This window comes from Streptomyces sp. NPDC005808, assembly GCF_042871385.1.
In the GTDB taxonomy this organism is placed as follows: Bacteria; Actinomycetota; Actinomycetes; order Streptomycetales; family Streptomycetaceae; genus Streptomyces.
The window spans coordinates 181163-203916 of sequence record NZ_JBIAIK010000013.1; the positions used below are offsets into that span (position 1 = coordinate 181163).

At 69.9% G+C, this 22754-nt stretch carries 23 protein-coding genes; 11 read left to right on the top strand and 12 right to left on the bottom strand.

From position 1 onward, the window contains the following. Positions 1-296: 296 nt before the first annotated feature. The 3 genes from ACFYPC_RS26965 to ACFYPC_RS26975 form a co-directional block, all read right to left on the bottom strand. Complete coding sequence (locus ACFYPC_RS26965; protein ID WP_388681079.1) at positions 297-719, bottom strand: DUF3662 domain-containing protein; 423 nt, start codon at positions 717-719, stop codon at positions 297-299. A 95-nt stretch (positions 720-814) separates the two neighbouring features. Beyond that, positions 815-1564, bottom strand: a complete 750-nt coding sequence (locus ACFYPC_RS26970) for a class E sortase (RefSeq protein WP_388681081.1) — start codon at positions 1562-1564, stop codon at positions 815-817. A gap of 267 nt (positions 1565-1831) precedes the next feature. Continuing rightward, positions 1832-3307 (bottom strand): short-chain fatty acid transporter, encoded by a 1476-nt coding sequence (locus ACFYPC_RS26975; protein ID WP_388681084.1) that lies wholly within the window; start codon positions 3305-3307, stop codon positions 1832-1834. Positions 3308-3657: 350 nt separating this feature from the next. Between ACFYPC_RS26975 and ACFYPC_RS26980 the strand changes: the two genes are divergently transcribed. The 5 genes from ACFYPC_RS26980 (at position 3658) to ACFYPC_RS27000 (ending at position 9182) form a co-directional block, all read left to right on the top strand. Continuing rightward, positions 3658-5307, top strand: a complete 1650-nt coding sequence (locus ACFYPC_RS26980; RefSeq protein ID WP_388681087.1) for an alkaline phosphatase D family protein — start codon at positions 3658-3660, stop codon at positions 5305-5307. Positions 5308-5630: 323 nt separating this feature from the next. Beyond that, a complete protein-coding gene (locus tag ACFYPC_RS26985) occupies positions 5631-6767 on the top strand; it encodes an ABC transporter substrate-binding protein (protein ID WP_388681089.1) in 1137 nt (378 codons plus the stop codon). A gap of 134 nt (positions 6768-6901) precedes the next feature. After that, on the top strand, positions 6902-8149 hold the full coding sequence (locus ACFYPC_RS26990) for a sensor histidine kinase (RefSeq protein WP_388681092.1): 1248 nt from the start codon (positions 6902-6904) through the stop codon (positions 8147-8149). Beyond that, a complete protein-coding gene (locus tag ACFYPC_RS26995) occupies positions 8146-8793 on the top strand; it encodes a response regulator (RefSeq protein WP_388681095.1) in 648 nt (215 codons plus the stop codon). Before ACFYPC_RS26990 ends, ACFYPC_RS26995 begins: the two co-directional genes overlap by 4 nt. 62 nt (positions 8794-8855) lie before the next feature. After that, positions 8856-9182 (top strand): hypothetical protein, encoded by a 327-nt coding sequence (locus ACFYPC_RS27000; RefSeq protein ID WP_388681098.1) that lies wholly within the window; start codon positions 8856-8858, stop codon positions 9180-9182. On the opposite strand, the gene ACFYPC_RS27005 is transcribed toward ACFYPC_RS27000, so the two are convergent. The 5 genes from ACFYPC_RS27005 to ACFYPC_RS27025 all read right to left on the bottom strand — a co-directional run bounded on the left by ACFYPC_RS27005 (position 9157) and on the right by ACFYPC_RS27025 (position 13359). Next, a complete protein-coding gene (locus ACFYPC_RS27005; RefSeq protein WP_388681100.1) occupies positions 9157-9579 on the bottom strand; it encodes a hypothetical protein in 423 nt (140 codons plus the stop codon). The genes ACFYPC_RS27000 and ACFYPC_RS27005 overlap by 26 nt on opposite strands. Positions 9580-9608: 29 nt before the next feature. Continuing rightward, complete coding sequence (locus ACFYPC_RS27010) at positions 9609-10574, bottom strand: LLM class F420-dependent oxidoreductase (protein ID WP_388681102.1); 966 nt, start codon at positions 10572-10574, stop codon at positions 9609-9611. A 253-nt stretch (positions 10575-10827) separates the two neighbouring features. Continuing rightward, positions 10828-11454, bottom strand: coding sequence for a TetR/AcrR family transcriptional regulator (locus ACFYPC_RS27015; protein WP_388681104.1), 627 nt, complete (start codon positions 11452-11454; stop codon positions 10828-10830). Beyond that, on the bottom strand, positions 11444-12388 hold the full coding sequence (locus ACFYPC_RS27020; RefSeq protein ID WP_388681107.1) for an NAD(P)-dependent oxidoreductase: 945 nt from the start codon (positions 12386-12388) through the stop codon (positions 11444-11446). The genes ACFYPC_RS27015 and ACFYPC_RS27020 overlap by 11 nt, the downstream gene beginning before the upstream one ends. A gap of 5 nt (positions 12389-12393) precedes the next feature. Then, entirely contained in the window at positions 12394-13359 is a 966-nt protein-coding gene (locus ACFYPC_RS27025) for an aldo/keto reductase (RefSeq protein ID WP_388681110.1), read from the bottom strand. A 276-nt stretch (positions 13360-13635) separates the two neighbouring features. Here ACFYPC_RS27025 and ACFYPC_RS27030 point away from each other — a divergent pair, with 276 nt between their 5' ends. Then, a complete protein-coding gene (locus ACFYPC_RS27030) occupies positions 13636-14649 on the top strand; it encodes an endonuclease/exonuclease/phosphatase family protein (RefSeq protein WP_388681113.1) in 1014 nt (337 codons plus the stop codon). 317 nt (positions 14650-14966) lie between these two features. Beyond that, complete coding sequence (locus ACFYPC_RS27035) at positions 14967-15614, top strand: GntR family transcriptional regulator (protein ID WP_388681116.1); 648 nt, start codon at positions 14967-14969, stop codon at positions 15612-15614. An 83-nt stretch (positions 15615-15697) separates the two neighbouring features. On the opposite strand, the gene ACFYPC_RS27040 is transcribed toward ACFYPC_RS27035, so the two are convergent. From ACFYPC_RS27040 to ACFYPC_RS27050, 3 genes are read right to left on the bottom strand one after another with little or no spacing between them, the layout of a single operon-like run. Then, entirely contained in the window at positions 15698-16042 is a 345-nt protein-coding gene (locus ACFYPC_RS27040; protein ID WP_388681118.1) for a cupin domain-containing protein, read from the bottom strand. Then, positions 16039-16842 (bottom strand): nitrilase-related carbon-nitrogen hydrolase, encoded by an 804-nt coding sequence (locus ACFYPC_RS27045; RefSeq protein ID WP_388681121.1) that lies wholly within the window; start codon positions 16840-16842, stop codon positions 16039-16041. The genes ACFYPC_RS27040 and ACFYPC_RS27045 overlap by 4 nt, the downstream gene beginning before the upstream one ends. 49 nt (positions 16843-16891) lie before the next feature. Beyond that, positions 16892-18247, bottom strand: coding sequence for an MFS transporter (locus ACFYPC_RS27050; protein WP_388681123.1), 1356 nt, complete (start codon positions 18245-18247; stop codon positions 16892-16894). Positions 18248-18367: 120 nt separating this feature from the next. Here ACFYPC_RS27050 and ACFYPC_RS27055 point away from each other — a divergent pair, with 120 nt between their 5' ends. Further along, positions 18368-19054 (top strand): DUF2848 domain-containing protein, encoded by a 687-nt coding sequence (locus ACFYPC_RS27055; protein WP_388681126.1) that lies wholly within the window; start codon positions 18368-18370, stop codon positions 19052-19054. Between the two features lie 142 nt (positions 19055-19196). On the opposite strand, the gene ACFYPC_RS27060 is transcribed toward ACFYPC_RS27055, so the two are convergent. Next, positions 19197-19652: an RpiB/LacA/LacB family sugar-phosphate isomerase gene (locus tag ACFYPC_RS27060; protein WP_388681128.1), complete on the bottom strand. Its 456-nt coding sequence runs from the start codon at positions 19650-19652 to the stop codon at positions 19197-19199. Positions 19653-19803: 151 nt separating this feature from the next. Between ACFYPC_RS27060 and ACFYPC_RS27065 the strand changes: the two genes are divergently transcribed. The 3 genes from ACFYPC_RS27065 to ACFYPC_RS27075 all read left to right on the top strand — a co-directional run bounded on the left by ACFYPC_RS27065 (position 19804) and on the right by ACFYPC_RS27075 (position 22747). Beyond that, on the top strand, positions 19804-20613 hold the full coding sequence (locus ACFYPC_RS27065; RefSeq protein ID WP_388681131.1) for an SAM-dependent methyltransferase: 810 nt from the start codon (positions 19804-19806) through the stop codon (positions 20611-20613). 116 nt (positions 20614-20729) lie between these two features. After that, positions 20730-22247: a hypothetical protein gene (locus tag ACFYPC_RS27070; RefSeq protein ID WP_388681133.1), complete on the top strand. Its 1518-nt coding sequence runs from the start codon at positions 20730-20732 to the stop codon at positions 22245-22247. A gap of 92 nt (positions 22248-22339) precedes the next feature. Then, entirely contained in the window at positions 22340-22747 is a 408-nt protein-coding gene (locus ACFYPC_RS27075) for a deoxyxylulose-5-phosphate synthase (protein WP_388681135.1), read from the top strand. Positions 22748-22754 lie beyond the last annotated feature (7 nt).

Below are 22754 nucleotides of genomic sequence, written 5' to 3' on the forward strand. Positions count from 1 at the left end.
CCCCGTTCCGGCATCGCGAAGAGAGAGACCACCATGGCCGAGACCACGTCTCCACGCGTCTCGACTCCCGTCGAGGCGGCGGTGTGACGGTCGCCCGCATTCCCGGCCTGATCCTGCCGGTCACCTTTCTGGTAGCTGCTGTGATCTGTGCCGTCTGGTACTGGCAACACCGCGGCGAATAGACCGGCATCGGACGGCGCCGGCTGCCCGGTCGAGCAGGGGGACGCGAGGCGCAGGGATCTCACTCCGGCAGCCCCCTGCGCCACTGTCACCCTCCCGCCACCGTCACCCTCCCGTCAGGGCCGCACCTGTGCTCGGGCCGACGGCGGCAGGAACGCGTCGGCCCGCACGTGCGGCATCACTCGACTCGCCACGCGGTACCGGCCGTTGGGGACATCGCGGGACTTCGTGACATGCACGGCGAGCGGACCGGCCCATTCGTAGCCCTTGCGTTCGCCATGGCGGGCCAGGGTGTCGGTGAGTACCTCGTCGATGCGGTCGTCACCGTTGCGCTCAAGTTCCTCGTGGGCGAATTCGGCCAGCTCGACGTCATAGGCGTTGGGCACGACCACACGGCTCTCGCTGCACACGATGGCGTGGTCGTCGCACTCCCGGCGCAGGGCATCGACAAGCTCGACCGGCTCCTTGTCCCGGATCTGCCCGACCAACCTCTGTCCGAAGCGCTCCAGCGCTCGTTCCAGGCCGGTGAGTGTGCTCACGTCTGTCTCGTCTCGCACGCTTGCCCGGTCGTGTCGTTCTCTTCGCCTCATCTACCCCGGGTTCCCGGACTCGGGAGGTCGACGCGTGCGCAGGGCTACTGGCTCTGAGCCGACGTCAGGACGCCGATCTTGTCGATGCGGTGTTCGGGGTTTCCTCTGTCGTCGCGCCAGTGGTTTCCTGCGGCGTTGTCCTCGGGTGTCGCACAGGTGGAGATAGTGATCATGGCTTGGACAGGGCTTTTACCCGGGTGCCCCGGGACCGCCGCCCGCTGTTCGGCGAGGGAGCGGGCGGAGCGGAAGGACGTGATTCTGCTGTCGGTGATCTCGTACTCGTAGACCGTGCCGCCCGCCGTGACGATGACCGAGTCCCCCTCACCGAGAGCCGGGAGCTCCCGCAGGGGGCCGCCGGCGGACAACCGGTGAGCCGTGACGAGATAGTTGCCGACCTCGCCCGGACCGACGCCGCCACGGGCGCCGTAGGGGCTGGCGGCGAGGCCGCGGTTCTGGATCCGGGTGCCCGGCCAGTCGTCGGTGGTCCCCTCGTAGGGCACGACGCGCAGGTCCGCGAGGGCGAGCGCCGGTATGGAGAGCCAGGCGGTGCGGGCCTGGGTACGGGTCTCGCGAGGGGATGGCTCCGCGGAGGTCGCGGTGGGGATCGGCCCGGCTGCCGTCGTGGACGGAGGGGTGGCCGACGAGGGCATCGCGGCGGTGGCCGACGACACCGTCTTGGTGGTTGCCGCGGAATCCTCGCCTGCGCCGCCGGTCGAGCAGCCCATGAGTACGAGGATGACGCCGCCGGTGAGAGCGGCGGGAAGCCCTCGGGTACGGGTACAGGTACGGGCCATGGCACTCGGAATCGGTAGCCGGATCGTGTCGCGCCACGCTGCGTGGAGAGTGGCTGCCTCTGGGAGGAGAACGGCAGGAGCACGTCCGGAGTTCCCCCGTCACCGGGCAGCCCGCGGCCCGGGAACGGGTGATGAGCCCCTGGCGCGAGGACGAGCGACGAACCTGCGCGCGCCTTCGGCCTCTCCAGGAGACGGAGAAGCGAAGCGAGTGGAGAGGCGTCAGCGTTCCCAGCCCGGACCAGGCTCGCGAACGGGACCCTTGGTCTTTCAGGGGAACGAGAGAGTGCGGGCGAAGAGGGTGACGAGGATCAGTACGACAGGGAAGCAGACCAGGAACATGGCGAAGGTGTAGCCCATGATGTCGCGTGCCTTGAGCCCCAGGATGGTGAGCGTGGGCAGCATCCAGAAGGGCTGGAGCAGATTGGCACTGGCCTCACCGAGGTCGTAGACGACGACCACCCAGCCCTGGTTCACATGGAGTTGGTTGGCCGCGTCGAGCACATAAGGCGCCTCGATGACCCACTTGCTGCCGCCGCTGGGGACGAAAACACCCAGAATGGCGCTGTAGATGGCGATGAACGCCGGATAGAAGAACTGGTTCGACACCGACACCAGCCAGCCGGCGATGGTCTTGCTGAGCCCGGTGAACGCGATCATCCCGAAGATGCCGCCGTACAGCGGGAACTGCAGCAGGACGCCAGAGGCTGCCGGCGTCCCGTCCTTGAAGGCCTGCGCGAGGCGTACGGGCCGCCAGTGCAGGATGAGCGCGAGCAGGATGAGAATGAGGTTGATCGTGTTGAGGTCGAGGGCGTTGAGAGCGCTGCCCTCCGCGTTCGCGAAGTGCCGGGCCAGGTACCACGCGCCGAGCGCGAACAGCAGGATCGCGAAGACGGGGCTGTACTCGATCCACTCTCCGGGCCGGCTGCGGCGCAGCAGAGTGCGCTCCTCGCCGACGCTGGGGCCCAGTTCGATGCCCAGTTGCTCGGCGGTCTTCGCACGCTCGGGCGAGGGCGACAGGAGCCAGGCCGTTCCGACGGCGATGACGAAGATGATCGCCGTGGCCACGATGCCCTGCCACAGGAAAATGGTCTCTGTCAGGGGGATGAGACCACTGCCACGCCCTTCCGCGATGACCTCCTGGACAGCGGGCGGACTGGAAGCGGCGCTGGCCACCTGGAGCGCCGCCGACCCCGACAGACCCTGAGCCCATACGGTGCCCAGGCCGAGGAAGGCCATCGCGCCGAGCGCCCGGTAGTCCACGCCCGCGACCCGGCGCGCGATCTCCTTGGCGAGGATCGCGGTGAAGATGAGACTGAACGCCCAGTTCAGATAGGAGCTCACCATCGCGACGGCCGCGGTGAACGCGATGGCGCCACGAGGTGTACGCGGCACTCGCGCGACCCTGGCGATCAGCCGGCCGACCGGTGGCGACACCGCCACGGCGTACCCGGCGATAATGATCATCGCCATCTGCAGGGTGAAGGTGATCAGCGACCAGAATCCCTGACCCCATGCGTCGACAAGGCCGTAGCCGGTCGTCGCCGCCGGATCGGAGGGTGCGCCGAGCAGCTTCTCGCCGGTCGCGAGACCGAGTGCGAAGACGGCGAAGGTGCCCACCAGCACAAAGCCCAGCGCATCGGGCAGCCACTTCTCCGTGAAGGCGGTGAAACGCAATGCCATGCGCGCCAGCCAGTTGTCCCGGCTCGCCGTCCGGTCCGGATCCTGCGGGGGCGCCGTTGCCATCGCGTCTCCTCCTGTAAGGGGTGTCGATGATCTTCGATCTCGCAGGATCGAAAAGCAATGTAGCCACTCCACACAAACCCGGGGTGCTTCATGTCGTTCATCGCCTTGAGCTGAAAAAGTCCTACCTGTCGGTGCCCGCCGTGCAACGGGACGCAGCGGCCTACTTCTTGAGCGGTTTGGTTCGGTCTGCCGTGTGCGGCGTGCTCACCCCCACGGGGATCCGGCCAGCGGTGGTGGATACCCCAACTTCCCCTCGTAAGTCCGCACTTGTTCTTGGCTGGTCAATCACAATGTGCTTGGCTCACCCCGGTCCTTGGCTCAGCCCATGCATCGGCATACGGAGGCCTGTGGTGTCACCCACGAACGAACCTTCCTCGTCCCCCGCCAGACCCCGGCCCCGGCCGACCGCCCTGAGCCGGCGCGGCCTGCTGGTCGGTTCCGCCGTCGTGGCGGGCGCACAGGCGCTGAACATTCGTACGGCCCACGCGGAACCGGTACACCAGGATCCCTTCAAGCTCGGTGTGGCCAGCGGTGACCCGCTGCCGGACGGGGTCGTCCTGTGGACCCGGCTGGTCGCCGACCCCTACGACGCCGCGTCCATGGGGACCCGCCCGGTGCGCGTGGAGTGGGAGATCGCCACCGACGAACGGTTCCGCCGGGTCGTCCGGCGCGGCACCGAGACCGCCGAAGCCAAGCACGCGCACAGCGTCCACGCGGAAGTACGCGGTCTGGCGCCGGGCCGCGACTACTGGTTCCGGTTCCGTACGGGACGGCAGATCGGGCCGGCCGCCCGGACCCGTACCGCCCCCGCACCCCACTCGCGCCCCGGCGGGCTGCGGATCGGTCTGGTCAACTGCCAGGACTGGCAGAACGGTTACTGGCCCGCGTACACCGCACTGGCCGAGGAGGACCTCGACGTGGTCCTGCATGTCGGCGACTACATCTACGAGTACGACCCGAGCAGCGCCTACGCGGACCGGCTGCACACCACCCCGCAGACCTCCGGCCTCGACCAGCTGCTCACGCTCGCCGACTACCGTGACCGGCACGCCCAGTACAAGACCGATCCCGCGCTGCAGGCGGCTCATGCCGCCTTCCCCTGGATCGTCACCTGGGACGACCACGAGGTGGAGAACAACTACGCCGGCCTCGTCGACGAGACCGATGACACCGGCGCGCGCCATCAGGACCCCGCCGCCTTCGCCCGCCAGCGCTCCGCCGCCTATCAGGCCTACTACGAGCACATGCCGCTGCGGCGCAGATTCGTCAACGGCTCCTCGGACTACCGGCTCTACCGCCGCTTCGACTTCGGCGACCTGCTCCGCCTGAACGTCCTCGACACCCGCCAGTACCGCACCGACCAGCCCGCCGGCTTCGCCTCGGACTTCGGCAGCGTCGCGGCCGGCCTGGGCAACACCGACGGGACCCTCACCGCAGCGGCGCAGGAGAAGTGGCTGCGGCAGGGACTGCGGCGCTCCCCGGCGCGCTGGAACGTCGTCGCCCAGCAGGTGATGATGAGCCAGATCAGATTCCCCAACTTCCTCGATCCGGCACATCCGTTGCCGCCCATCGCCAACCTCGACCAGTGGGACGGGTACGATCCGGCCCGCGCCGACTTCCTGCGCTTCCTGCGAGATGCCCAGGTGGCCAATCCGGTCGTGCTCGCCGGGGACATCCACTCGTCGTGGTTCAGTGATCTGCGGATCGACCGCGACGACCTGGACAGCGACCCGGTCGCGGTCGAGTTCACCGCGACCAGCATCAGCTCCGACTTCCCCATCGCCTTCGACGCGCCGCTCAAGGCCTACAACCCGCTCCTGAATCCGCACGTCCGCTACTTCGACGGCTCGCGCCGCGGATACCTGCGTCTCAACGTCGGCCGACAGCAGTGGACCACCGACGCCCGGACCGTCGACAGCATCGCGGTCCGCCAGTCGCCGGTCAGCACCACCGCGTCCTGGGCCGTGACGGCCGGCGAACCGGGGCTCACCGCCGTGTGACCCACCGGCACCAGCAGAAGCCGCACAGACGTCGCGGCGGCAGCGTCACGGAGAGCGCCCCAGGAGCCGGGGGCGCTCTCCGCTCACTTTCCCCGCCGTCAACACCACCGTCGTTGCCGTCGACATCACCGTCATTGCCGTCATTGCCGTCATTGCCGTCGACACCACCGTCGTTCAACCGTTGGGTTGAACGCGGCTTCCATCTTCCGCCCGCCGGCCGCTCCGCACGGGCGACGCGCAACGCCTCTCGGCGGCACCAGAATCACTCCTGACCATGGCGCCGTGGCCCGTACGAACCCACCCCCGCAGAGAGGTGCTCCAGCGTGTCCAGCTTCATCAGCAGGCGACGTGTACTCGCCACCGGTACCGCCCTCGGCCTCGGAGCGCTCGGCGCCACCGCGACCCCCGCCGCCGCGGCCTCTCCCGCCGTGTCCCCGGCTTCCACCGTCACCGAGGAGACCAGGACGCTCGACGAACTCTACGAAGCCGCACTGGCGGAGGACGGCAAGCTCGTCATCTACGCCGGTGGGGACTTCCAGGCGCAACAGGAAGCCACCAGGCAGGCCTTCCGTACCCGCTTCCCCGGTGTCGAGCTGACGCTGATCGTCGACTACAGCAAGTTCCACGACGTCCGCGTCGACAACCAGTTCGCGACCGACACCCTCGTCCCCGACGTCGTACAGCTGCAGACGCTGCAGGACTTCACGCGCTGGGACGCGGAGGGCCGCCTGCTGCATTACAAGCCGGCGGGCTTCTCCAAGGTCTACGACGGTTTCAAGGCGCAGAACGGCTCGTGCGTGGCCGTCCAGGCGAACGCCTTCAGCTTCATCTACGACATCGCCGCGGCCGGGGCGGACGCCCCGAAGACCCCGCTCGACCTGATCGACCCGAAGTGGAAGGGCAGAATCGCGTCACGGTACCCGCACGACGACGACGCGACCCTCTACCTCTTCACGAAGTACGTGGAGAAGTACGGCTGGGAGTGGGTGACCGCGTACGCCGCCCAGGACAACGTGTACCTGCGTGGCGGCCTGGCGACGGACGCGGTCGTCGCCGGGCAGCGGACGATCGCCGTCGGCGTTGGCGGCTCGCCCCTGCAGTCCGCCACCTCTCCGACGAAGCTGATCGTCCCCGACGGCCACCCCTTCATCGCGTGGGGCCAGCGGGCCGCGATCCTCAAGCAGGCCAAGAACCCGACTGCCGCCAAGCTCTATCTCAACTGGCAGCTCTCGACCGCCCGGCAGCAGACGACCGCCAACGGCTGGTCGGTACGCACCGACGTGACACCTCCGGCGGGCATGAAGCGCCTCTGGGAGTACCCGGACGTGTACCTCGACTTCCCCCAGTTCATGGCCGACCGCGCGGAGGTCGAGCGCCTGAAGCAGACCTTCGCCCTGTACTTCGGCGAAGTGACGGGCGAGGCCACACCTGGCTGGCTGGGCCTGCACCCGGGCGCCTAGGGGCCGTTGGGGCTGTTGGTCCGTCTGTGCACGGACGGACGGAGCAACAGCCCCACCCTTCACGTGAGTCATACAACCCGCCGATAGACTCACTGGCCTGGCCGAATCGATTGGCCCGCCGGAGGGAATCTGCCGTGCCCGAGCGCGTTCCGCCGACCGTCCGTGGCGGTCGGCCCACCCTGGCACACCTGTCTCACTTCGCGTTCTTCCTCGTGGTCGGGGCCTCCCTCGTACGGCTCGCCCGGCTCAACTCCCCACTGTGCTGGCGCATAGCGACCGTCAGCCTGCTGCTGGCACTGGTGTACGCGGGCGGGCTGAAGTTGCTGGACCGGCTCGGTCCGCTCGGCCGGGGTACCTGGATCCCCCTGCTGCTCGTGTTGTGGACCCTCCTCATCTGGGCCGCTCCGGTGTCGCTGACACCTGACTACGTGTGGTGTGCCGTCCCGCTGGCCTGTGCGGCACTGCGTGTGCTCGGCGGCCGCTCCGCGCTGGCGGCGGTGGCCGTGATCACCGTCGTACTCGTCCTGGCACTGGTCCGTTCCCACGGTCCTTCCGGTACGGAACTCGTGCTGATCCCGGCGGCGGCCGTCTGGGGAACCGTCGCCCTCTACCGCGCCCAGCAGCGGGATGCCACGGCCCGTCAGCGTCTGATCGAGGAACTGCGCGACACCCGCGACATCCTGGCGAGGCAGCAACGCCAGGCAGGTGTGCTGGCCGAGCGGACCCGTATCGCACGCGATCTGCACGACACGCTGGCCCAGGACCTGGCCGGCAGCCTGATGCTGCTGCAGGCCGCCGAGCGTGACTGGGAGAAGCGGCCCGACGTGGCACGGACCCGCGTCCGTGCCGTGGCCGACGGCCTCGACACCAACCTCGCCGAAACCCGGCGGATTCTCCGGGACCTCACCCCCGCCGATGTCGCCGAGACCGGCCTGGAGGGTGCGCTGCGTCTGCTGTGCGCCCGCTCCGACGCGGGCGGGACCGCGGCGCATGTCCGGTTCCGGTCGGTGGGAGATCACCAGCCGGTGCTTGAGGAGCACGCGGCCGTGGCCCTGTTCCGGGTCGCACAGAGTTCGCTCGCGAACGTACGCGAACACTCCCAAGCGGTGAACGTGCTCATCACGCTGCGCCGACAGCCGGACCAGGTGGATCTCGAAGTGTCCGACGACGGAATCGGCTTCGAACCGGCCACGATCCTCCTGACCGGCTCCCGGACGGGCCGCGGATTCGGACTCCCCGCCGCCCGGGCACGCCTGCGTGAGTACGGCGGCGACCTCCACGTCAGCAGCGCGCCCGGCGGGGGGACCACGATCCGAGCCACCGTGGCCGCCCGGCCCCGCCTCCCGATGGTTGCGCCCCTGCCTCCGGTGACCGCCGGATGACCGCCGAACCGCTGCGCGTGCTCATCGCCGACGATCACGCCGTCGTACGTGCCGGGCTGCGCGCCCTCCTGGACGGCGAACCGGACCTCGATGTGATCGCCGAGGCGGGCAGCGGTGAGGAAGCCGTCCGGCTGACCGCGCGCCTGATGCCGGACGTGGTGCTGATGGATCTCCGGTTCGGGGGCTCGGGGAGTGGGATGGACGGTGTCGAGGCCATCCGACGGCTCACGGTCGAGGCGCCGAAGGTGGCTGCGGTGATGCTCACCAGCTACGCGGGCCGAGCCGATATCGTCCGCGCCTTGGAGGCGGGCGCCCGAGGTTATGTGCCCAAGGCCGGGCCGCCCGAGGAGCTGTTCCGAGCGGTCCGCACCGCGGCCACCGGCTCAGTGGGACTGGCTCCCGAGGTCGTCGGTGAACTCGTCGGCCAAGTGGTCGGCCCAGCCCATGAGTTGAGTCGGCGCGAGATCGAGGTCGTCCGCCTGATGGCGGAGGGCCGCAGCAACCGGGCCATCGCCGAGGCGCTGTTCCTCAGCGAGGCCACGGTCAAGACCCACCTCGTCCGCATCTACCGCAAACTCAAGGTCTCCAACAGACCGGCCGCCGTCTCGGAAGCCGTACGCAGGGGACTTCTCGAACTCACCTGAGGTGGGAAGGGCCCCGCCCGCGTGCCACGGCATTGTCAGTGGTGGCGGGCAGGTTGACGGGCATGACATCACCAGTTGCAGTGATCGTGGATGCCGCCTCCTACGCGCAGGCGGTCGAGGACGCGATGAAGGCGGCGGCCGGCTACTACGCGGGCGGCACCTCGGTGCTGGACGACGACGCCTACGACCGGCTGGTGCGTGGCATCGCGGCGTGGGAGGCCGACCACCCCGCCGAGAGCCTCGGTATCCGGCTGGCCGAGCCCGACGAATTCGCCGCCCTCGTCGCCGACTACCTCGACTGCCCCCGGCCCACCCCGCGCCTCACGCCTTTCGAGCGGGCGTCTCCCCAGGGGTCCCTCGTTGTCATGCCGTGTTGCCGGCGGCCGTGAGCCGGAGCTGGAGATCCACCTCCTGGTCGCCGGAGGCCGATCCCGTCGCCTCGACGGCGAAGCCGGAAGCGAGAATCTCGCGTAGCCGGCCGACGGCCACGGGACCGCCCTGGAGGTCCGCCGTGACGGAGCCCGCCAGGATCGTTCCGGACAGCGGGGCAGCGCCGGGCGGCACGACAAAGGCGCTGGTCCACGTGTCGGGGTGGGTGTCGGTGCGCTGCGCCGGCGTGTCGTCGCCGCGATCGGAGGCGAGGCGGGAGCCCAGCGCGCGGAACACGGTGTCCGCGTCGGCAGCCGAACAAGCGCCCAGCACCACCTGCACCAGATCGGGGGACGAAGCCTCGGCGGCGGTCGGTTCGCCGGAGGGATTGGCTGACGATGTGTCGTTGTCGCTCATGGTGTCCGGTCTCTCCGTGTCGTCGGCGGTCACAGTTCGCGCAGTGCGGGCAGGAGCTCCTTCTCGGCCCAGGCAATGAAGGGAAGTTGCTGGTCGCCGCCCACTTGGACGAGGGCGATCTCGGTGAAACCGGCTTCCGCGTAAGGGCGTACCGCGTCGATGAAGACGTCGACATCGTCGCCGCACGGGATCGTTCCCGCCACGTCCTGCGGAGTGACGTGCTCGGTCGCTCGGGCGAACCCCGAAGGACCCGGGAGTTCGGAGTTCACCGGCCAGCCCCCGACGGACCAGCGGAACTGGTCGTGCGCGCGAGCGATCGCCGTGTCCCGGTCGGTGTCGTAGCAGACCGGGAGCTGGCCCACACGAGGCTTGCCGTGGCCGCCGTGGCGGTCGAAGGAGTCGAGCAGTTCGGGCTTGGGCTCGGTGGCGATGACGAGGTCCGCGAGTCGGCCGGCGAGCGAGCAGGAGAGTTCACCGGAGACGGCCACACCGATGGGCGGCAGCTCGTCCGGCAGGTCCCAAAGCCTGGCGTTCGCCACGTCGAAGTGGGGGCCCTGGTGGTTGACGTTGCCTCCGGCGAAGAGTGCCCTGATGATCTCCACCGCCTCTTCGAGCATCTCGACCCGAATCCGCGCAGAGGGCCAGCCCGCACCCACCACATGTTCGTTGAGGTTCTCTCCGGATCCGAGCCCGAGCCGGAATCGCCCCTGGGAGAGGTGCTGCACGGTCGCGGCCTTCTGCGCGATCACGGCCGGGTGATATCGGACGGTCGGACAGGTCACGTAGGTCATCAGCGGGATCCGCTCGGTGGCCTGGGCCGCTGCGCCGAGCACACTCCACGCGTAGGGCGCGTGGCCCTGGGACTCGAGCCAGGGGAAGTAGTGGTCGGAGGTGACGGAGAAGTCGAAGCCCGCCCGCTCCGCGGCCACCAGGTCGTTCACAAGGGCACGGGGGCCTGCCTGCTCGGTCATCATCGTGTAGCCGATTTGCACCATAGTGAGCGGGTTGCCGATATCGCCCCTCCCGAAACATCGCCGCGTGGGGATGGCGGGCGGGCCCTCGATCGGCGTCCGGCCGTCGACGCACGGTTCCCGCCTGCCACACCGGGGGCCAGCACTGGTGTTCGGTGACACGCGCGTCGGACGATGGAGGAGCCCTGTGCCACTGCCCTCGAAACCGTTGCGGAAACCGGGCTTCCTGACCATCGGACTGTTCGACGGAGACAGGGCGGGCGGCCGGCTGACCGGATCACCCGGCGGGGGCAGCCGGACGCCGGCCCGGCGCGACACCGTCGAGGACGGCGTCGATGACATCGCACACGAACCCGTCACTGAGCGGCGCGTGACCGTGCAGGAGCCGGTGGTAGACCGGGCCGTAGAGCAGATCGAGTACGACTTCGATCTTGGTGTCGGCGGAGATCTCGCCGCGTTCGATCGCGCGCCGGAAGATCTCACGGGCCTGGTCCCGACGGGGTTCGACGAAGCGTGCGTGGTACTCCTGGGCGAACTGCCGATCCGTCTGCACCTGGGTGAGCAGCGCCGCGACGACACGTCCGTACGGACGCCGGTCGGCGAGTCCCACCCAGGGGCGCAGGAGGCTGCGTAGGTCGCCACGGAGCGATCCGGTGTCACGGGCCGGCGGGATCTCGGCCCATTCGTGGTACAGCGCGTCCGCCGCGAGAGTCTCCTTGGTGGGCCACCAGCGGTAGATCGTCGCCTTGCTGACGCCCGCCCGAGCCGCGACCGTGTCCATGCTCACTGCGGAGAGACCGCGCTCCAGGAGCAGTTCCCCCGCCGCGTCGAGAATGGCATCGCGGGCCTTCTCGCTGCGCGGTCTGCCGCGCTGTGGGACCGGCTCCTGCTGATCAGGCTTCACGCACGGCTCCCGCTGGTTGTCGTTCCGGTACATCGACGAGGCTCGGACCGCCATGTCCGTGGGGTTCCGCCACCGTGTGATCGAGAACCTCGTAGAGGGAGGCGATGTCCCGGTGCGCGTAGCCCATCTGTTCGGCCTTTGTCAGCATGGTGTCGGTGACGGAGGCCGAGGGAACCGGAAGGCCGAGGTCGTCGGCGGCTTCCAGGACGAGCCCGATGTCCTTGTGCATGAGCTCCACGTCGAACCACCCCTGTTCGGGCAGGTCGAGGATGAGCGGGACGCGCGCCTGCACGGTCGGCGATCCGATGGCGCTGGTGGACATCACCTGCGCCGCCAGTGTCCGGTCGATTCCGCCGCGTTCGGCCAGCAGGACGCCCTCGCTGAAGGCCAGGATCTGCGCGGCGAGGCTGATGTTGATGGCGAGCTTGAGCAGCAGGCCCTGTCCGTTCACGCCGACGTGCGTGACCGGGTGGCCGAGCCGGCGCAGCAGCGGCTCGACCGCGTGGAACGCGCCGTCCGGGCCGCCGACCATGATGGCGAGGGTGCCGTCGGCGGCTGCTGTCACGCTGCCGGAGACCGGGGCGTCGAGCAGGGTGGCGCCCAGGGCCTGCACACGATGTGCCAGCTCCCGGCTGGCCTGCGGGCTGACCGTGCTCATGTCCACGTAGACGTTGCCGGGTGCCAGTCCGGCGAGAATCCCGTCCGGACCGGAGGTGACCGCCTGCAGGGCCGCGTCGTCGGTGACCATGCTGAAGACCACCTCGGCTTCGGCGGCGACCTCGCGCGGCGTCGCGCGCCAGGCCATGCCCCGGTCCATCAGCTCACTGGCCCTGGACCGGGTGCGGTTGGTGCCGTACACCTGGTTGCCGTCCAGCAGGCGGCCGGCGATCCGGCTGCCCATGGCGCCCAGACCGACGAATCCGATGGTGGTCATGGTCGTCACCTTCCTTCGGTTGCTTCGATCTCGCGGATGTCCTGTTCGGTGAGTTCCAGGTCCGCCGCGGCGACGACCGGGTCCACCTGTGCGGGCCGGCGGAACCCGGTGATCGCGCCGTCCACCGCGCTGTTGTGCAGCGTCCACGCCACCGCGACGGCCCCCGGCGTCACGCCGTGCCGGTCGGCGACGGTCTGGAGCCGCGCGACCAGTGCCAGGTGCCGTGACAGCTGCGGCTCGGCGAACCGCGGGTCGCGGGCACGCCAGTCGTCCGCCGGAAGCTGCTCGATGCGCTCGCGTGTCATCGCGCCGGTCAGCAGGCCGGAGCCCATCGGCGAGTAGACGATGACGCCGATCCCCTCGTGTTCGGCAAAGGGCAGGATCTCGGCCTCGACCTCACGGTCGACCAGCGAGTACTGCGGCTGAAGGGTCTCCACAGGGGCGATCGCCTGGATGCGGCGCAGCTGCCCGACGTCGAAGTTGGACACGCCGATATGGCGCACGAGCCCCTGTTCCTTCAGTTCGGCCAGGGCCGACCAGCCCTCCTCGATGTCCTGCGCGGGGATCGGCCAGTGGATCTGGTAGAGGTCGATCGCGTCGACGCCGAGCCGTGTCAGGCTCGCCTCGGCCTCCCGCAGGACCGAGTCCCGCTTGAGGCTGTGGCGGACGCGGCCGGTGCCGTCGTCGAGCAGTGACGCCTTGGTGAACACGTACGGTCGCTCGGTCAGGCCCGCTATCGCCCGGCCGACGACCTCCTCGGACCGGCCGAAGCCGTAGGCGGCCGCGGTGTCGATCCAGTTCACCCCGAGCTCCAGTGCCCGGTGGATCGCGGCTACCGACTCGTCGTCCTTCTGCGGACCCCAGCCGAACTCCCAGTCGCCTCCGCCGATCGCCCACGCCCCGACACCCACTCGGGTGATCTCCATGCCGGTGGCGCCCAGCGTGCTCGTCCTGAGCTTCGTCGAATACATCGTTCCTCCAGTGCGCCGGGAGACCGGACCCAGCGGGCCCAGAGTGCCCTCCCCGCATAACAAAACTAAACTGCCAGTTTTGAAAATACAACGGGAAGCCGGACATTTGGTGCGAAGAACCAAAGAAGCTCGTTGGCGGAGCCGACAGCCATCAGCCGCCAGCCGTCAGCCGTCAGCCGTCAGCCGCCGGAACCGTACGCACCGTTCCGTCGTCTCCGTCCCGGGAGGCCGGTGATCGTCGTCATCCCGCGGGGCACGAATCGAGGGTGGAGGCGGATGACAGGCACGGTGACGGGCACTCCGCGCGCCGACGATCCGCGGCGGGCGCCCCGCGGCCGCGTGCGGACGTGGGGGCTGCCGGGCTGTGGGCTGGTGCTCACCGCTCCCGCCGGTCTGCTTCTCGTACGGCTGACGGGACTTGACGCGGGAACGCCTTTCGCGGTGCCCATGGTGCTCTTCCCGTACTCGGCTCTGCTCGGCGCGCTGGTGCTTGGCCTCATGGTCACCGTTCCCGCTCTGCGCTCCTGGTGGGCGGTGGCGGTCGTCACGGCTCTGACGGTTGTCCAGGCGGGGCTGCTGGTGCCGCGGTTCGTCCCCGACAGCCGCCATGTTCCGGCGGGCACGGCGGTGTTGCGTGTCGCCACCCTCAACACCGATGCCGGCGGCGCCGATCCGGGCGCGGTGGTGGAGCTGGTGCGCACCGAGCGGATCGACGTGCTGGCCCTGGAGCAACTGCCGCCCGCCGGAGTGGCCGCGCTGGACAAGGCGGGGCTGGCCGCGCTGATGCCGTACCGCGAACTCCACCCGGAGTACGACTCCTCGATCTACTCCCGGCGTCCGCTGTCCCGCGGCGGTACGACGGACTCCGACACCGCCTGGCCCCAGACCACCGCCGAGATCACCGTCGCCGAACGTCCGGTGAAGTTCGTGGCCGTGCACACGTACTACCCGCTGGGAGACGCGGGCCGCTGGACGCGGGACATGACCGCCCTGGCCTCCCTGGCCCGGCGCGGCGGCCCCGACACCGTGTTCCTCGGCGACTTCAACGCCTCCCTGGACCACGCCCCGATGCGGGGGCTGCTGGCGGCCGGCCTCACCGACACCCACGCCGAACTCGGCCACGGATGGCCCCGCACCTGGCCGGTCGGCCTTCCGGTCGTGCCGCCGCTGGTCCAGCTGGACCACGTCCTGCACGGCTCGGGCCTGGCGGGGGTCTCCGTCGGCGAGCGCACGCTGCCGGGTACGGACCACCGGGCCGTCGTGGCGGTGCTGGCACTGCTTCCCGCCTAGGACCTGTCCGGCCGATCACGGTGGAGGAAAGCAGCGGCGCCCCTATCGGTCCCGGTGAGCGGGGTGTGGTGCGTGCAGCTGCAAGGCGGAGGAGGGCGACGACGCGATGGGGGTCCCCCCGCTCGAGCGCAGCCGAGAGTGGGGGAGTCGGCAACCGACGACAACGCCGCAGATGGGCGTGCCACACCCCGCGTCTCCGCCGTGATCGGCCGGACAGGTCCTAGGGCACCCCACCGGACGCGCCAGGCCTCGGGCCAGGTGTACGCAAGGCCGCCGCTCCGACACCGACCCCGTGGTAACTTCCGTATACAAGGTGTATGCGATCTCTGGGGGTAGTGGTGGCGTCCGGTCGGGAGAAGGCGTACGCATACCTCAAGGACACGGTGCTGACGGATCCGGCGATGCAGGGGCAGTTCCTGTCGGAGCAGGAGATCGCCGACCGGATCGGGGTGTCACGAACCCCCATCCGGGAGGCACTGCTGCTGCTCGCCGCCGAGGATCTCGTGCAGCTGGTACCCAAGCGGGGTGCGCGTGTGGCCCCGCTGTCGGGCCGGGAGATCTCCGAACTGATGGAGCTGCGTGGGATCGTCGAACGGTACGCGGCACAGCAGGTCATCGGCGCGGAGCGGGCCCCGCTGCGGGAGCTGACCGAACTCCTCCAGCGGCAGCGGGAGTTGATCGGTCCCGACCAGGCCAAGGAGTTCATCGCCGTCGACCACCTCTTCCACTCCACCCTCGTGTCCGCCGTGGGCAACGCACTGCTCGAACGGCACTACGACGGGCTGCGCAGCCGTCAGGTACGGGCCGGGGTGGTGGCGCTCTACAACCAGCACGGGCGCCAGGAGGCGGTGCTTCATGAGCACCAGGACATCCTCACCGCGCTCGCGGCCGGTGACGCGACGGCCGCGTGCGTCGCGATCGACAGTCATCTGCGGTCGACACTGAAGGTACTGCTCGCCGGTTAGGCAGAGGCGGGCGAGTCCTTCCTGCGGGTAGGTGAAGGCGAGTTCGGTGGTGCCTTCGACCGTTGCCCCGGGAGCCGTGGGCGTCACTCCTGCGGATAGGTGAAGACGAGCATGGTGACGCCTTCGGCAGCCGTCCAGGGACCATGGGGCATCCCCGGTGGGCGGCAGGCGTACGAGCCCTGCGGGAACGTCTCGTCGAGGGTGAGGTCGTACAGAGAGCCCTCGATGAGCCAGACCTCTTCCCAGAAGTCGTGCCGGGTCACGCCGTCGGCGGACGTGTCGGTGCCTGGCGCCCACCGGACGAGCGTGGTGCGGTGCGCACCGGTCGGGTCCTCGGCGAGGACGCGCTCCTCGATCCCCTCGGCGGCGCCCGCCGGCGCTGTCCAGGGCCCCGAAGGCAGGTGGAACTCCAGCTCCGGTTTACTCATGAGTCCCGCCCCAGGCGGCGGTTGGCCAGCACCGACGTCTTCTTGCGCACCGCCGCGACCTCGTCGACATCCAGGTCGGCGATCAGCAGCCCCGGCTCCGCCTCCAGGCCCGCACGTACGGTCCCGTCGGGGCCGACCACCATGCTGTGCCCGATGCCTGTGGGTGCCGCGGAGTGCGGCATCACTCCCCCGGTTGCCGGGGCTGCCTGGTCCACAGCGGCGACCCAGAGGGTGGCGTCCAGGGCGCGGGCGCGAACCAGCAGTTCCCACTGCTCACGCTTGCCCGGCCCGGCTCCCCAGGACGCGGCCAGCAGCGTCGAGACGGCACCCGCATCGGCGTGCGCCCGGAACAGTTCGGGGAAGCGGACGTCGTAGCAGGTGGCCAGCCCCATGCGGACGCCGTCGATGTCGACCGTGACGATCCGCGAGCCCGCGGCGACCGTCTCCGACTCGGCATAGCCGAAGGCGTCGTACAGGTGGATCTTGTCGTACGCCGCCTCGACGCCCGGGCCGGTGGCCAGCAAGGTGTTGGCCACCCGACCGTGCGGAGCCGGGGTGAACATGCCCGCCACCACGACGGTGCCGGCCGCGGCGGCGATGGCGCGCACCGCATCCGCCCAGGGGCCGTCGAGCGGCTGCGCGACCGGCGCCAAGGGGGTACCGAAGCAGGCCATCGACGCTTCGGGGAACACGACGACACGCGCTCCGGCGGCCGCGGCGCGATGAGTGTCGTCCTCGATGAGTGCGAGGTTCTTGTCCGGTTCGGGTCCGCTGGTGAACTGGCTCAGGGCGATACGCACGGGCGGCCTTTCTGCGTCGGGACGGATGCGGGCGGGGATCGGCGCGGGATCAGGAAACCTCGGCCGCGGACTCGGGGGCGTGCACGACGCGTGCCAACTCCTCGTCCGTGGCGCCGTCCGGGTCCCGGCCCAGCGAGAGTCCGGCGAGGGTGACGGCCGCGGCGACGGCGATGTACAGCGCCAGCGGGACCCAGCTGTCGTACGAGCTCAGCAGGGCGGTGAACAGCAGCGGTGCGACAGCGCCGCCGATGAGGCCGGCGAGTGTGTAGGCCAGCGAGGAGCCCGTGTAGCGCAGTCGCGGCGCGAACTGCTCGGCGATGAAGGCCGCCTGTGGTCCGTACATGAGGGAGTGGATGGCCAGGCCCACGACGACACCGAACGCGAGAAGAGGCCAGCTGCCGCCGTCGGCCATCAGGAAGAACACGAACGGCCACACGCCCGCTGCCACGGCTGCGCAGCCGTACAGCAGTCGGCGGTTGACCCGGTCGGAGAGCGCTCCGGCGAGCGGGATGAGGAAGATCTGGAGCGAGGAGCCGATGAGTACGGCGGCCAGCGCGGAGCCGCGCGCCATGCCCAGTTCGCCGGTGGCGTAGGTGAGGACGAAGACGGTGAACATCGCGTAGAGCACGTCGGGGCCCACCCGGCACAGGATGGCCGCGCACAGGGCGCGGGGCTGGGTGGTGAACACCTCGCGGATCGGCGCCTCGGGCCGGGTCTCTTCGGCCTGCATCGCCTTGAACACCGGAGTCTCCTCCAGCTTTGCCCGGATCCACAGGCCGAAGCCGACGAGGACGCCGGACAGCAGGAACGCCACCCGCCAGCCCCAGGACAGGAACTGATCCTCCGTCAGAAGCGCGCCGAGGGCGGCCAGGACGCCGTTCGCCAGGAGGTTGCCCGCGGGCGGTCCGACCTGTGCGGCCGAGGCGTAGAAACCGCGGCGGCGCGGGTCGCCGAACTCACTGGACAGCAGGACCGCGCCACCCCACTCGCCGCCCACGCCGACACCCTGGGCGAAGCGGAGTACGACCAGGGCGATGGGCGCCGCGACGCCGACGCTGCCGTACGCCGGCAGCAGGCCGATGAGGAAGGTGGCGGCGCCGATGAGGATCAGCGTGGCGATGAGGACCTTCTTGCGGCCGATGACATCGCCGAGCCGGCCGAAGACGAAACCGCCGAGGGGTCGGGAGAGATAGCCGACGGCGTAGGTGGAGAACGCCAGGAGGGTGCCGGTGAGGGGATCCTCGGAGGGGAAGAAGAGGTCACCGAAGACCAGGGCCGCGGCGGCCGAGTAGACCGCGAAGTCGTACCACTCCAGCGCGGTGCCGGTGAGGCTGGCGAAGAAGGCGCGGCGGATGCCGGAGCGGCCCGGCGGTGGCGCCTTGGTGGCCTGCTGGGTGTGCTGCATGCTGCCTGTCCTTGCGTCGGGGGACGTCGACCTTTCGGCATACTTCTTGTATACAGGTCGTATGCGCAACCCCTGCGCCGGAAGTTAACCGCTTCGAAACCGACATCTTCAGGAGTTCCCGTGGCCGTGCTGACCTTCGAACTGCCCGACGGTTCCACCCGTGACGTCGATGTCCGGCAGGTGCTCAACGCCGGCTACGCCGGGCGCAGCCAGCAGGACGTCGCCGCGCACGTCGCCGAGCTGGCCGAGCTCGGCGTGCCCGCGCCGTCCGTGACCCCGGCGCTCTACCCCGTCTCCCCCTACCTCGCCCAGCAGACCGACACGGTCGCCGCCCAGCACGCCCGTACCTCCGGCGAGGCAGAGTGGGCTCTGATCGTCGCCGCGGACGGAGAGCTGCTGCTCACCGCCGCCTGCGACCACACCGACCGGGATCTCGAAGTGCACGGGGTCGCCTGGAGCAAGAACGCGGGCCCCGACGTGCTCGCCCGCCGCGCCTGGCGGCTGGCCGACGTCGAGGCGCGCCTCGACGAGCTCACCCTGCGGGCCTGGGTCACCCACGACGGCAAGGAGTCCGAGATCCAGAACGGCACCCTCGCCGAGTTGCTCACTCCGGGATACTGGGCCGAAGTGCTGCGCTCCCGGGGCGACTTGACGCCCGGCACCGTCCTCATCTCCGGGACCATCCCGATGACCGAGGACGTGGACCAGTTCGCCGAGACCTGGCGCGTGGAGCTGGGCGATCCGGCGAGCGGAGACACGATCCAGCTGGCCTACGACGTGATTCCGATGCCCGAACCGATCGGCTGACGATCCGGGCCCACTCGGCCTCGCCGGAGGTGCGGGCGGCGTGCCGGGCGGCAACCGTGTCGGTCGCTGGGCGAGGTGAGGGCGGCGAAGCCCCGTAAAGGCGGCAGGGCTTCGCTACCGGCTGGTCCTGCCGAGGGCTTCGCTACGCGCCGGTCCTGCCGAGGTCAAGGTTCCCGATGTGGGCCACGTTCTCCAGGTCGTCGGCGTCGCCGCCGGCCCGGGCGGCGAACCAGGCGTCGAGGATCTCCCTGAGCAGCGGCTCGGAGGTCAGCCGCAGGCTCAGCGCCAGCACATTGGCGTCGTTCCAGCGGCGGGCGCCGTCCGCCGTGTACGCGTCCGTGCACAGGGCCGCTCGTACCCCGGGCACCTTGTTCGCGGCGATCGACGCACCGGTGCCGGTCCAGCAGCAGACGACCGCCTGCTCCGCGGTCCCGGTGGCGACCTCGCGGGCCGCCGCCTCCGAGCAGAACGCCCACTGGGCGCTGTCACCGGGCTTGAGCGCCCCGTGCGTCAGTACCTCGTGGCCGCGGCCCCGCAACTCCGTGACGAGGTGCCGGGCGACAGGTTCGTCCATGTCGGAGGAGACGGAGATGCGCATGCTTCGAAGACTACCCAGCGGATGAACCGGATGTGCCCGGTCCTGTGGGCAGACACTGCTCGGCGTGATCAACTGGCAGCACAGCCGCGGCGACGGCCGGCTGCCACCGCGGATTCGCCCAGCACCGCGCGGTGTACGGAGAGGGGAAGACGTGAGTGAGAGTCTGCGGCCCGACGGATCGGCAAGGCTGAACACCTCGGTGGCGCACAACGCCCGGGTCTGGAACTACTGGATCGGTGGCAAGGACAACTACGAGGTCGACCAGCAGGTGGGCGATCAGGTCGCCGCGATGTTCCCGGTCATCCGGGACGTGGCCCGCGCCGATCGCGAGTTCCTCGGGCGTGCGGTCACCTACCTGGCCGCCGATTGCGGGGTACGGCAGTTCCTGGACATCGGCACCGGGCTGCCGACGATGGACAACACCCATCAGATCGCCCAGCGCGTCGCGCCCGAGTCGCGGATCGTGTACGTCGACAACGACCCCATCGTGCTCCTCCACGCCCGTACCCTGCTCACCGGCACTCCGGAGGGCACCACCGACTACATCGACGCCGACGTCCACCGACCCGACGTCGTCGTCCAGGGTGCTGCGGCGTCCCTGGACCTCGACCGGCCCGTCGCGGTCATGATGCTCGGTATCCTGAACTTCGTCCTCGACACCGGCCAGGCACAGGACATCGTGCGCCGCGTCATGGCATCGGTTCCCTCCGGCAGCTACCTCGCCCTGACCCACCCCACCACGGACGCCGACCTCGGCGGCGAGGGCAACATCGAGGCGATGGACTTCTGGAACAGGAACGCCACCCCGCCGATCACCGCCCGCAGCAGGGCGGAGGTCACCGCCTTCTTCGACGGCCTGGACCTGATCACGCCGGGAATCGTCTCCTGCTCGCAATGGCACGCCCGGGCCGAATCCGCCACCGCCCTCCCGCAGTTCGGCGCCGTCGCCCGCAAACCCTGACCGCGACCGCACGGGACGCCCGGAGCTTTCGCTCGTGCGACAGGGTCGCAGTGTGCCTCGATCCGGAGCATCGAAATCCGCGGGCGGTTCGATCAGCGTCAGGGCAGGATGCCCCTGTGCATCCAGTCCTGTGCGGGCTCGCCGCCAATACCGCTCTACCCGCTGAGCTGATCGACCGGTTGATCGCGGTCGCGGACACCGCCGTCGACACGGCACTCGCCAGTCGCCCGGACCTCAGCCATGCGCAGGTGCTTGCGCTGGCCTCGCGGGCCGACGACACCGCCGTACAACTGGTCTATGAGGGGCGACTGACTGCCCCCGACGTCGATCCGGTGACCCACCCGCAGGCGGCGCTCGCGCTGCTCGGCGAACACGTCGGTCAGCCGGAGTGGGCACGCCTCTTCGCGCTGGATCCCTCCGTCGAGCGCCGCGAGAAGTTGGCCGCGTGCCCCGGCCTTCCGCCCGATGCGGTGGAGACGCTCGCCACCGACTCGGATGCCCGGGTGGTAGCCGAACTCGCGCTCCGGACCACGTCCGACATGGCCGCCCGGCTCGCGGGACACCCGCATGCCGAGGTCCGCAGGGCGGTGGCCGCGAATGAAGCGACACCACCGGCCGTACTCGCGATGCTGGTAACCGGCGAGGGACTGCGTCCGGCAGAGCGGTGTCTGGTCTGCGACCGTCGGGACACGCCCTTCGTGCACGATCAGGGATGCCAACGGACCGACTGCGATCTTCTGCCGGGTGCCTCCTGTGACGGCTCCCACGAGTCCACCGTGCACGACATGCAGTTGCAGGCACTGCGCAACCCAGCGACGCCTGCCGGAGCTGTCGTCGGCTTCGCCGACCATCCCTCGACACTGCTGCGCCAACAACTCGCCGCCCGGCCCGACCTGCCGCCAGAGGTGTGGGGACGGCTTGTCGACGACCCCGACGCGGGTGTCCGAGGGGAGCTCGCCGAGAACCCCTCGATCGGCGTCGCCCAGATCCGCGCGCTGGCCACCGACCACGGCTACGACGTACGGCGCAGGCTCGCGCACAATCCACGTGTACCGCTCGACGTACTGGACCAGTTGGCCACCGAAGTCAGAATCGGCTCGCATCTGCTGCCGCGGATCGCCGCCGCCTCTCCGGCCGAGGTAGCGGCAATGGCCGGGTCGAAGAACCCAGCACTGCGGATGCTCGTTGCCGAACGGCGCGACTTGCCGAACGGGATCCGAGATGTGCTGGCCCGCGACCCGGACGCCAAGGTGGTCAAGTCCATCGCACGGCATCCGGGTCTCTCCGAGGCCCAACTGCGGGCCATGGTGGACCGGCACCACGTCCGGGTCATCGCCAAGGTGGCCGCCAACCCCGACGCGTCGGCAGCGCTGCTGGAGGACCTGGCCGGGCTCGAACCGCCTGGGCACAAGGTCTTCCGCGAGATCGCCCGGCACCGCAACGCGACGGCCCCCTCGCTGCTCGCCTGCCTGTCGAACTGGAGTGCCCGGTCCCTGGCAGCCGGCCATCCCGCCCTGCCTCCGCACGTCATAGTCGAACTGCTCTCGCACGACGACTGGCAGGTGGCGGAAGCCGCGGCAGCCAATCCGTCTCTGCCGCCGTCGGTCATGTCGCAATGGGTGCTCGGCCGATGAGAGGCAAGGGTCCGGCAGAGCCGGCCGCCCCCAGCTCCCGGTGGTCAGGAAACTCTGTCGAGCTCGTCGTGGGGCATGCGTACGCTCACGACATGGCCCATGCGAAGACCTCATACGTCTGCCTGCCCTGCCGGGCCTCGTACAAGCAGCCCCACGACAGGGAGCGGCAGCGGCTCTGTCCACGCTGCGCGCAGCCGTTGGTTCATGTGGGGTCGGCCTTCGCCCCGCCCAGACGACGGGACGCCGCGGCGTGGCGGACGCTCACCGTGCTGCTCAACGCGGGCGTGCGCTTCCACAAGAGTTGCTGCGGCGGTCCCGGCTTCCGTCCCCGCACGCTGCGCGAGGTACGCGAGCGGATGACCTACGCGCAGCGTTCCGGAGAGCCCGCGACCAAGGCGCTCGTCAGGCGGGACGTGCCCAGTGGACTCATCTGGACTCACGCCTCACCATCGGTTCTTCGCGCGCCCCGACGCGCAGAACCGCCCCCGCGCAGGCCGTAGCGCTGCG

Bases quoted from the DNA above. Each gene is read 5' to 3' on its own strand.
- ACFYPC_RS26970 (WP_388681081.1), bottom strand. From the start codon at position 1,564: ATGGCCCGTACCTGTACCCGTACCCGAGGGCTTCCCGCCGCTCTCACC.
- ACFYPC_RS26975 (WP_388681084.1), bottom strand. From the start codon at position 3,307: ATGGCAACGGCGCCCCCGCAGGATCCGGACCGGACGGCGAGCCGGGAC.
- ACFYPC_RS26995 (WP_388681095.1), top strand. From the start codon at position 8,146: ATGACCGCCGAACCGCTGCGCGTGCTCATCGCCGACGATCACGCCGTC.
- ACFYPC_RS27000 (WP_388681098.1), top strand. From the start codon at position 8,856: ATGACATCACCAGTTGCAGTGATCGTGGATGCCGCCTCCTACGCGCAG.
- ACFYPC_RS27005 (WP_388681100.1), bottom strand. From the start codon at position 9,579: ATGAGCGACAACGACACATCGTCAGCCAATCCCTCCGGCGAACCGACC.
- ACFYPC_RS27010 (WP_388681102.1), bottom strand. From the start codon at position 10,574: ATGGTGCAAATCGGCTACACGATGATGACCGAGCAGGCAGGCCCCCGT.
- ACFYPC_RS27020 (WP_388681107.1), bottom strand. From the start codon at position 12,388: ATGACCACCATCGGATTCGTCGGTCTGGGCGCCATGGGCAGCCGGATC.
- ACFYPC_RS27025 (WP_388681110.1), bottom strand. From the start codon at position 13,359: ATGTATTCGACGAAGCTCAGGACGAGCACGCTGGGCGCCACCGGCATG.
- ACFYPC_RS27030 (WP_388681113.1), top strand. From the start codon at position 13,636: ATGACAGGCACGGTGACGGGCACTCCGCGCGCCGACGATCCGCGGCGG.
- ACFYPC_RS27035 (WP_388681116.1), top strand. From the start codon at position 14,967: ATGCGATCTCTGGGGGTAGTGGTGGCGTCCGGTCGGGAGAAGGCGTAC.
- ACFYPC_RS27040 (WP_388681118.1), bottom strand. From the start codon at position 16,042: ATGAGTAAACCGGAGCTGGAGTTCCACCTGCCTTCGGGGCCCTGGACA.
- ACFYPC_RS27050 (WP_388681123.1), bottom strand. From the start codon at position 18,247: ATGCAGCACACCCAGCAGGCCACCAAGGCGCCACCGCCGGGCCGCTCC.
- ACFYPC_RS27060 (WP_388681128.1), bottom strand. From the start codon at position 19,652: ATGCGCATCTCCGTCTCCTCCGACATGGACGAACCTGTCGCCCGGCAC.
- ACFYPC_RS27075 (WP_388681135.1), top strand. From the start codon at position 22,340: ATGGCCCATGCGAAGACCTCATACGTCTGCCTGCCCTGCCGGGCCTCG.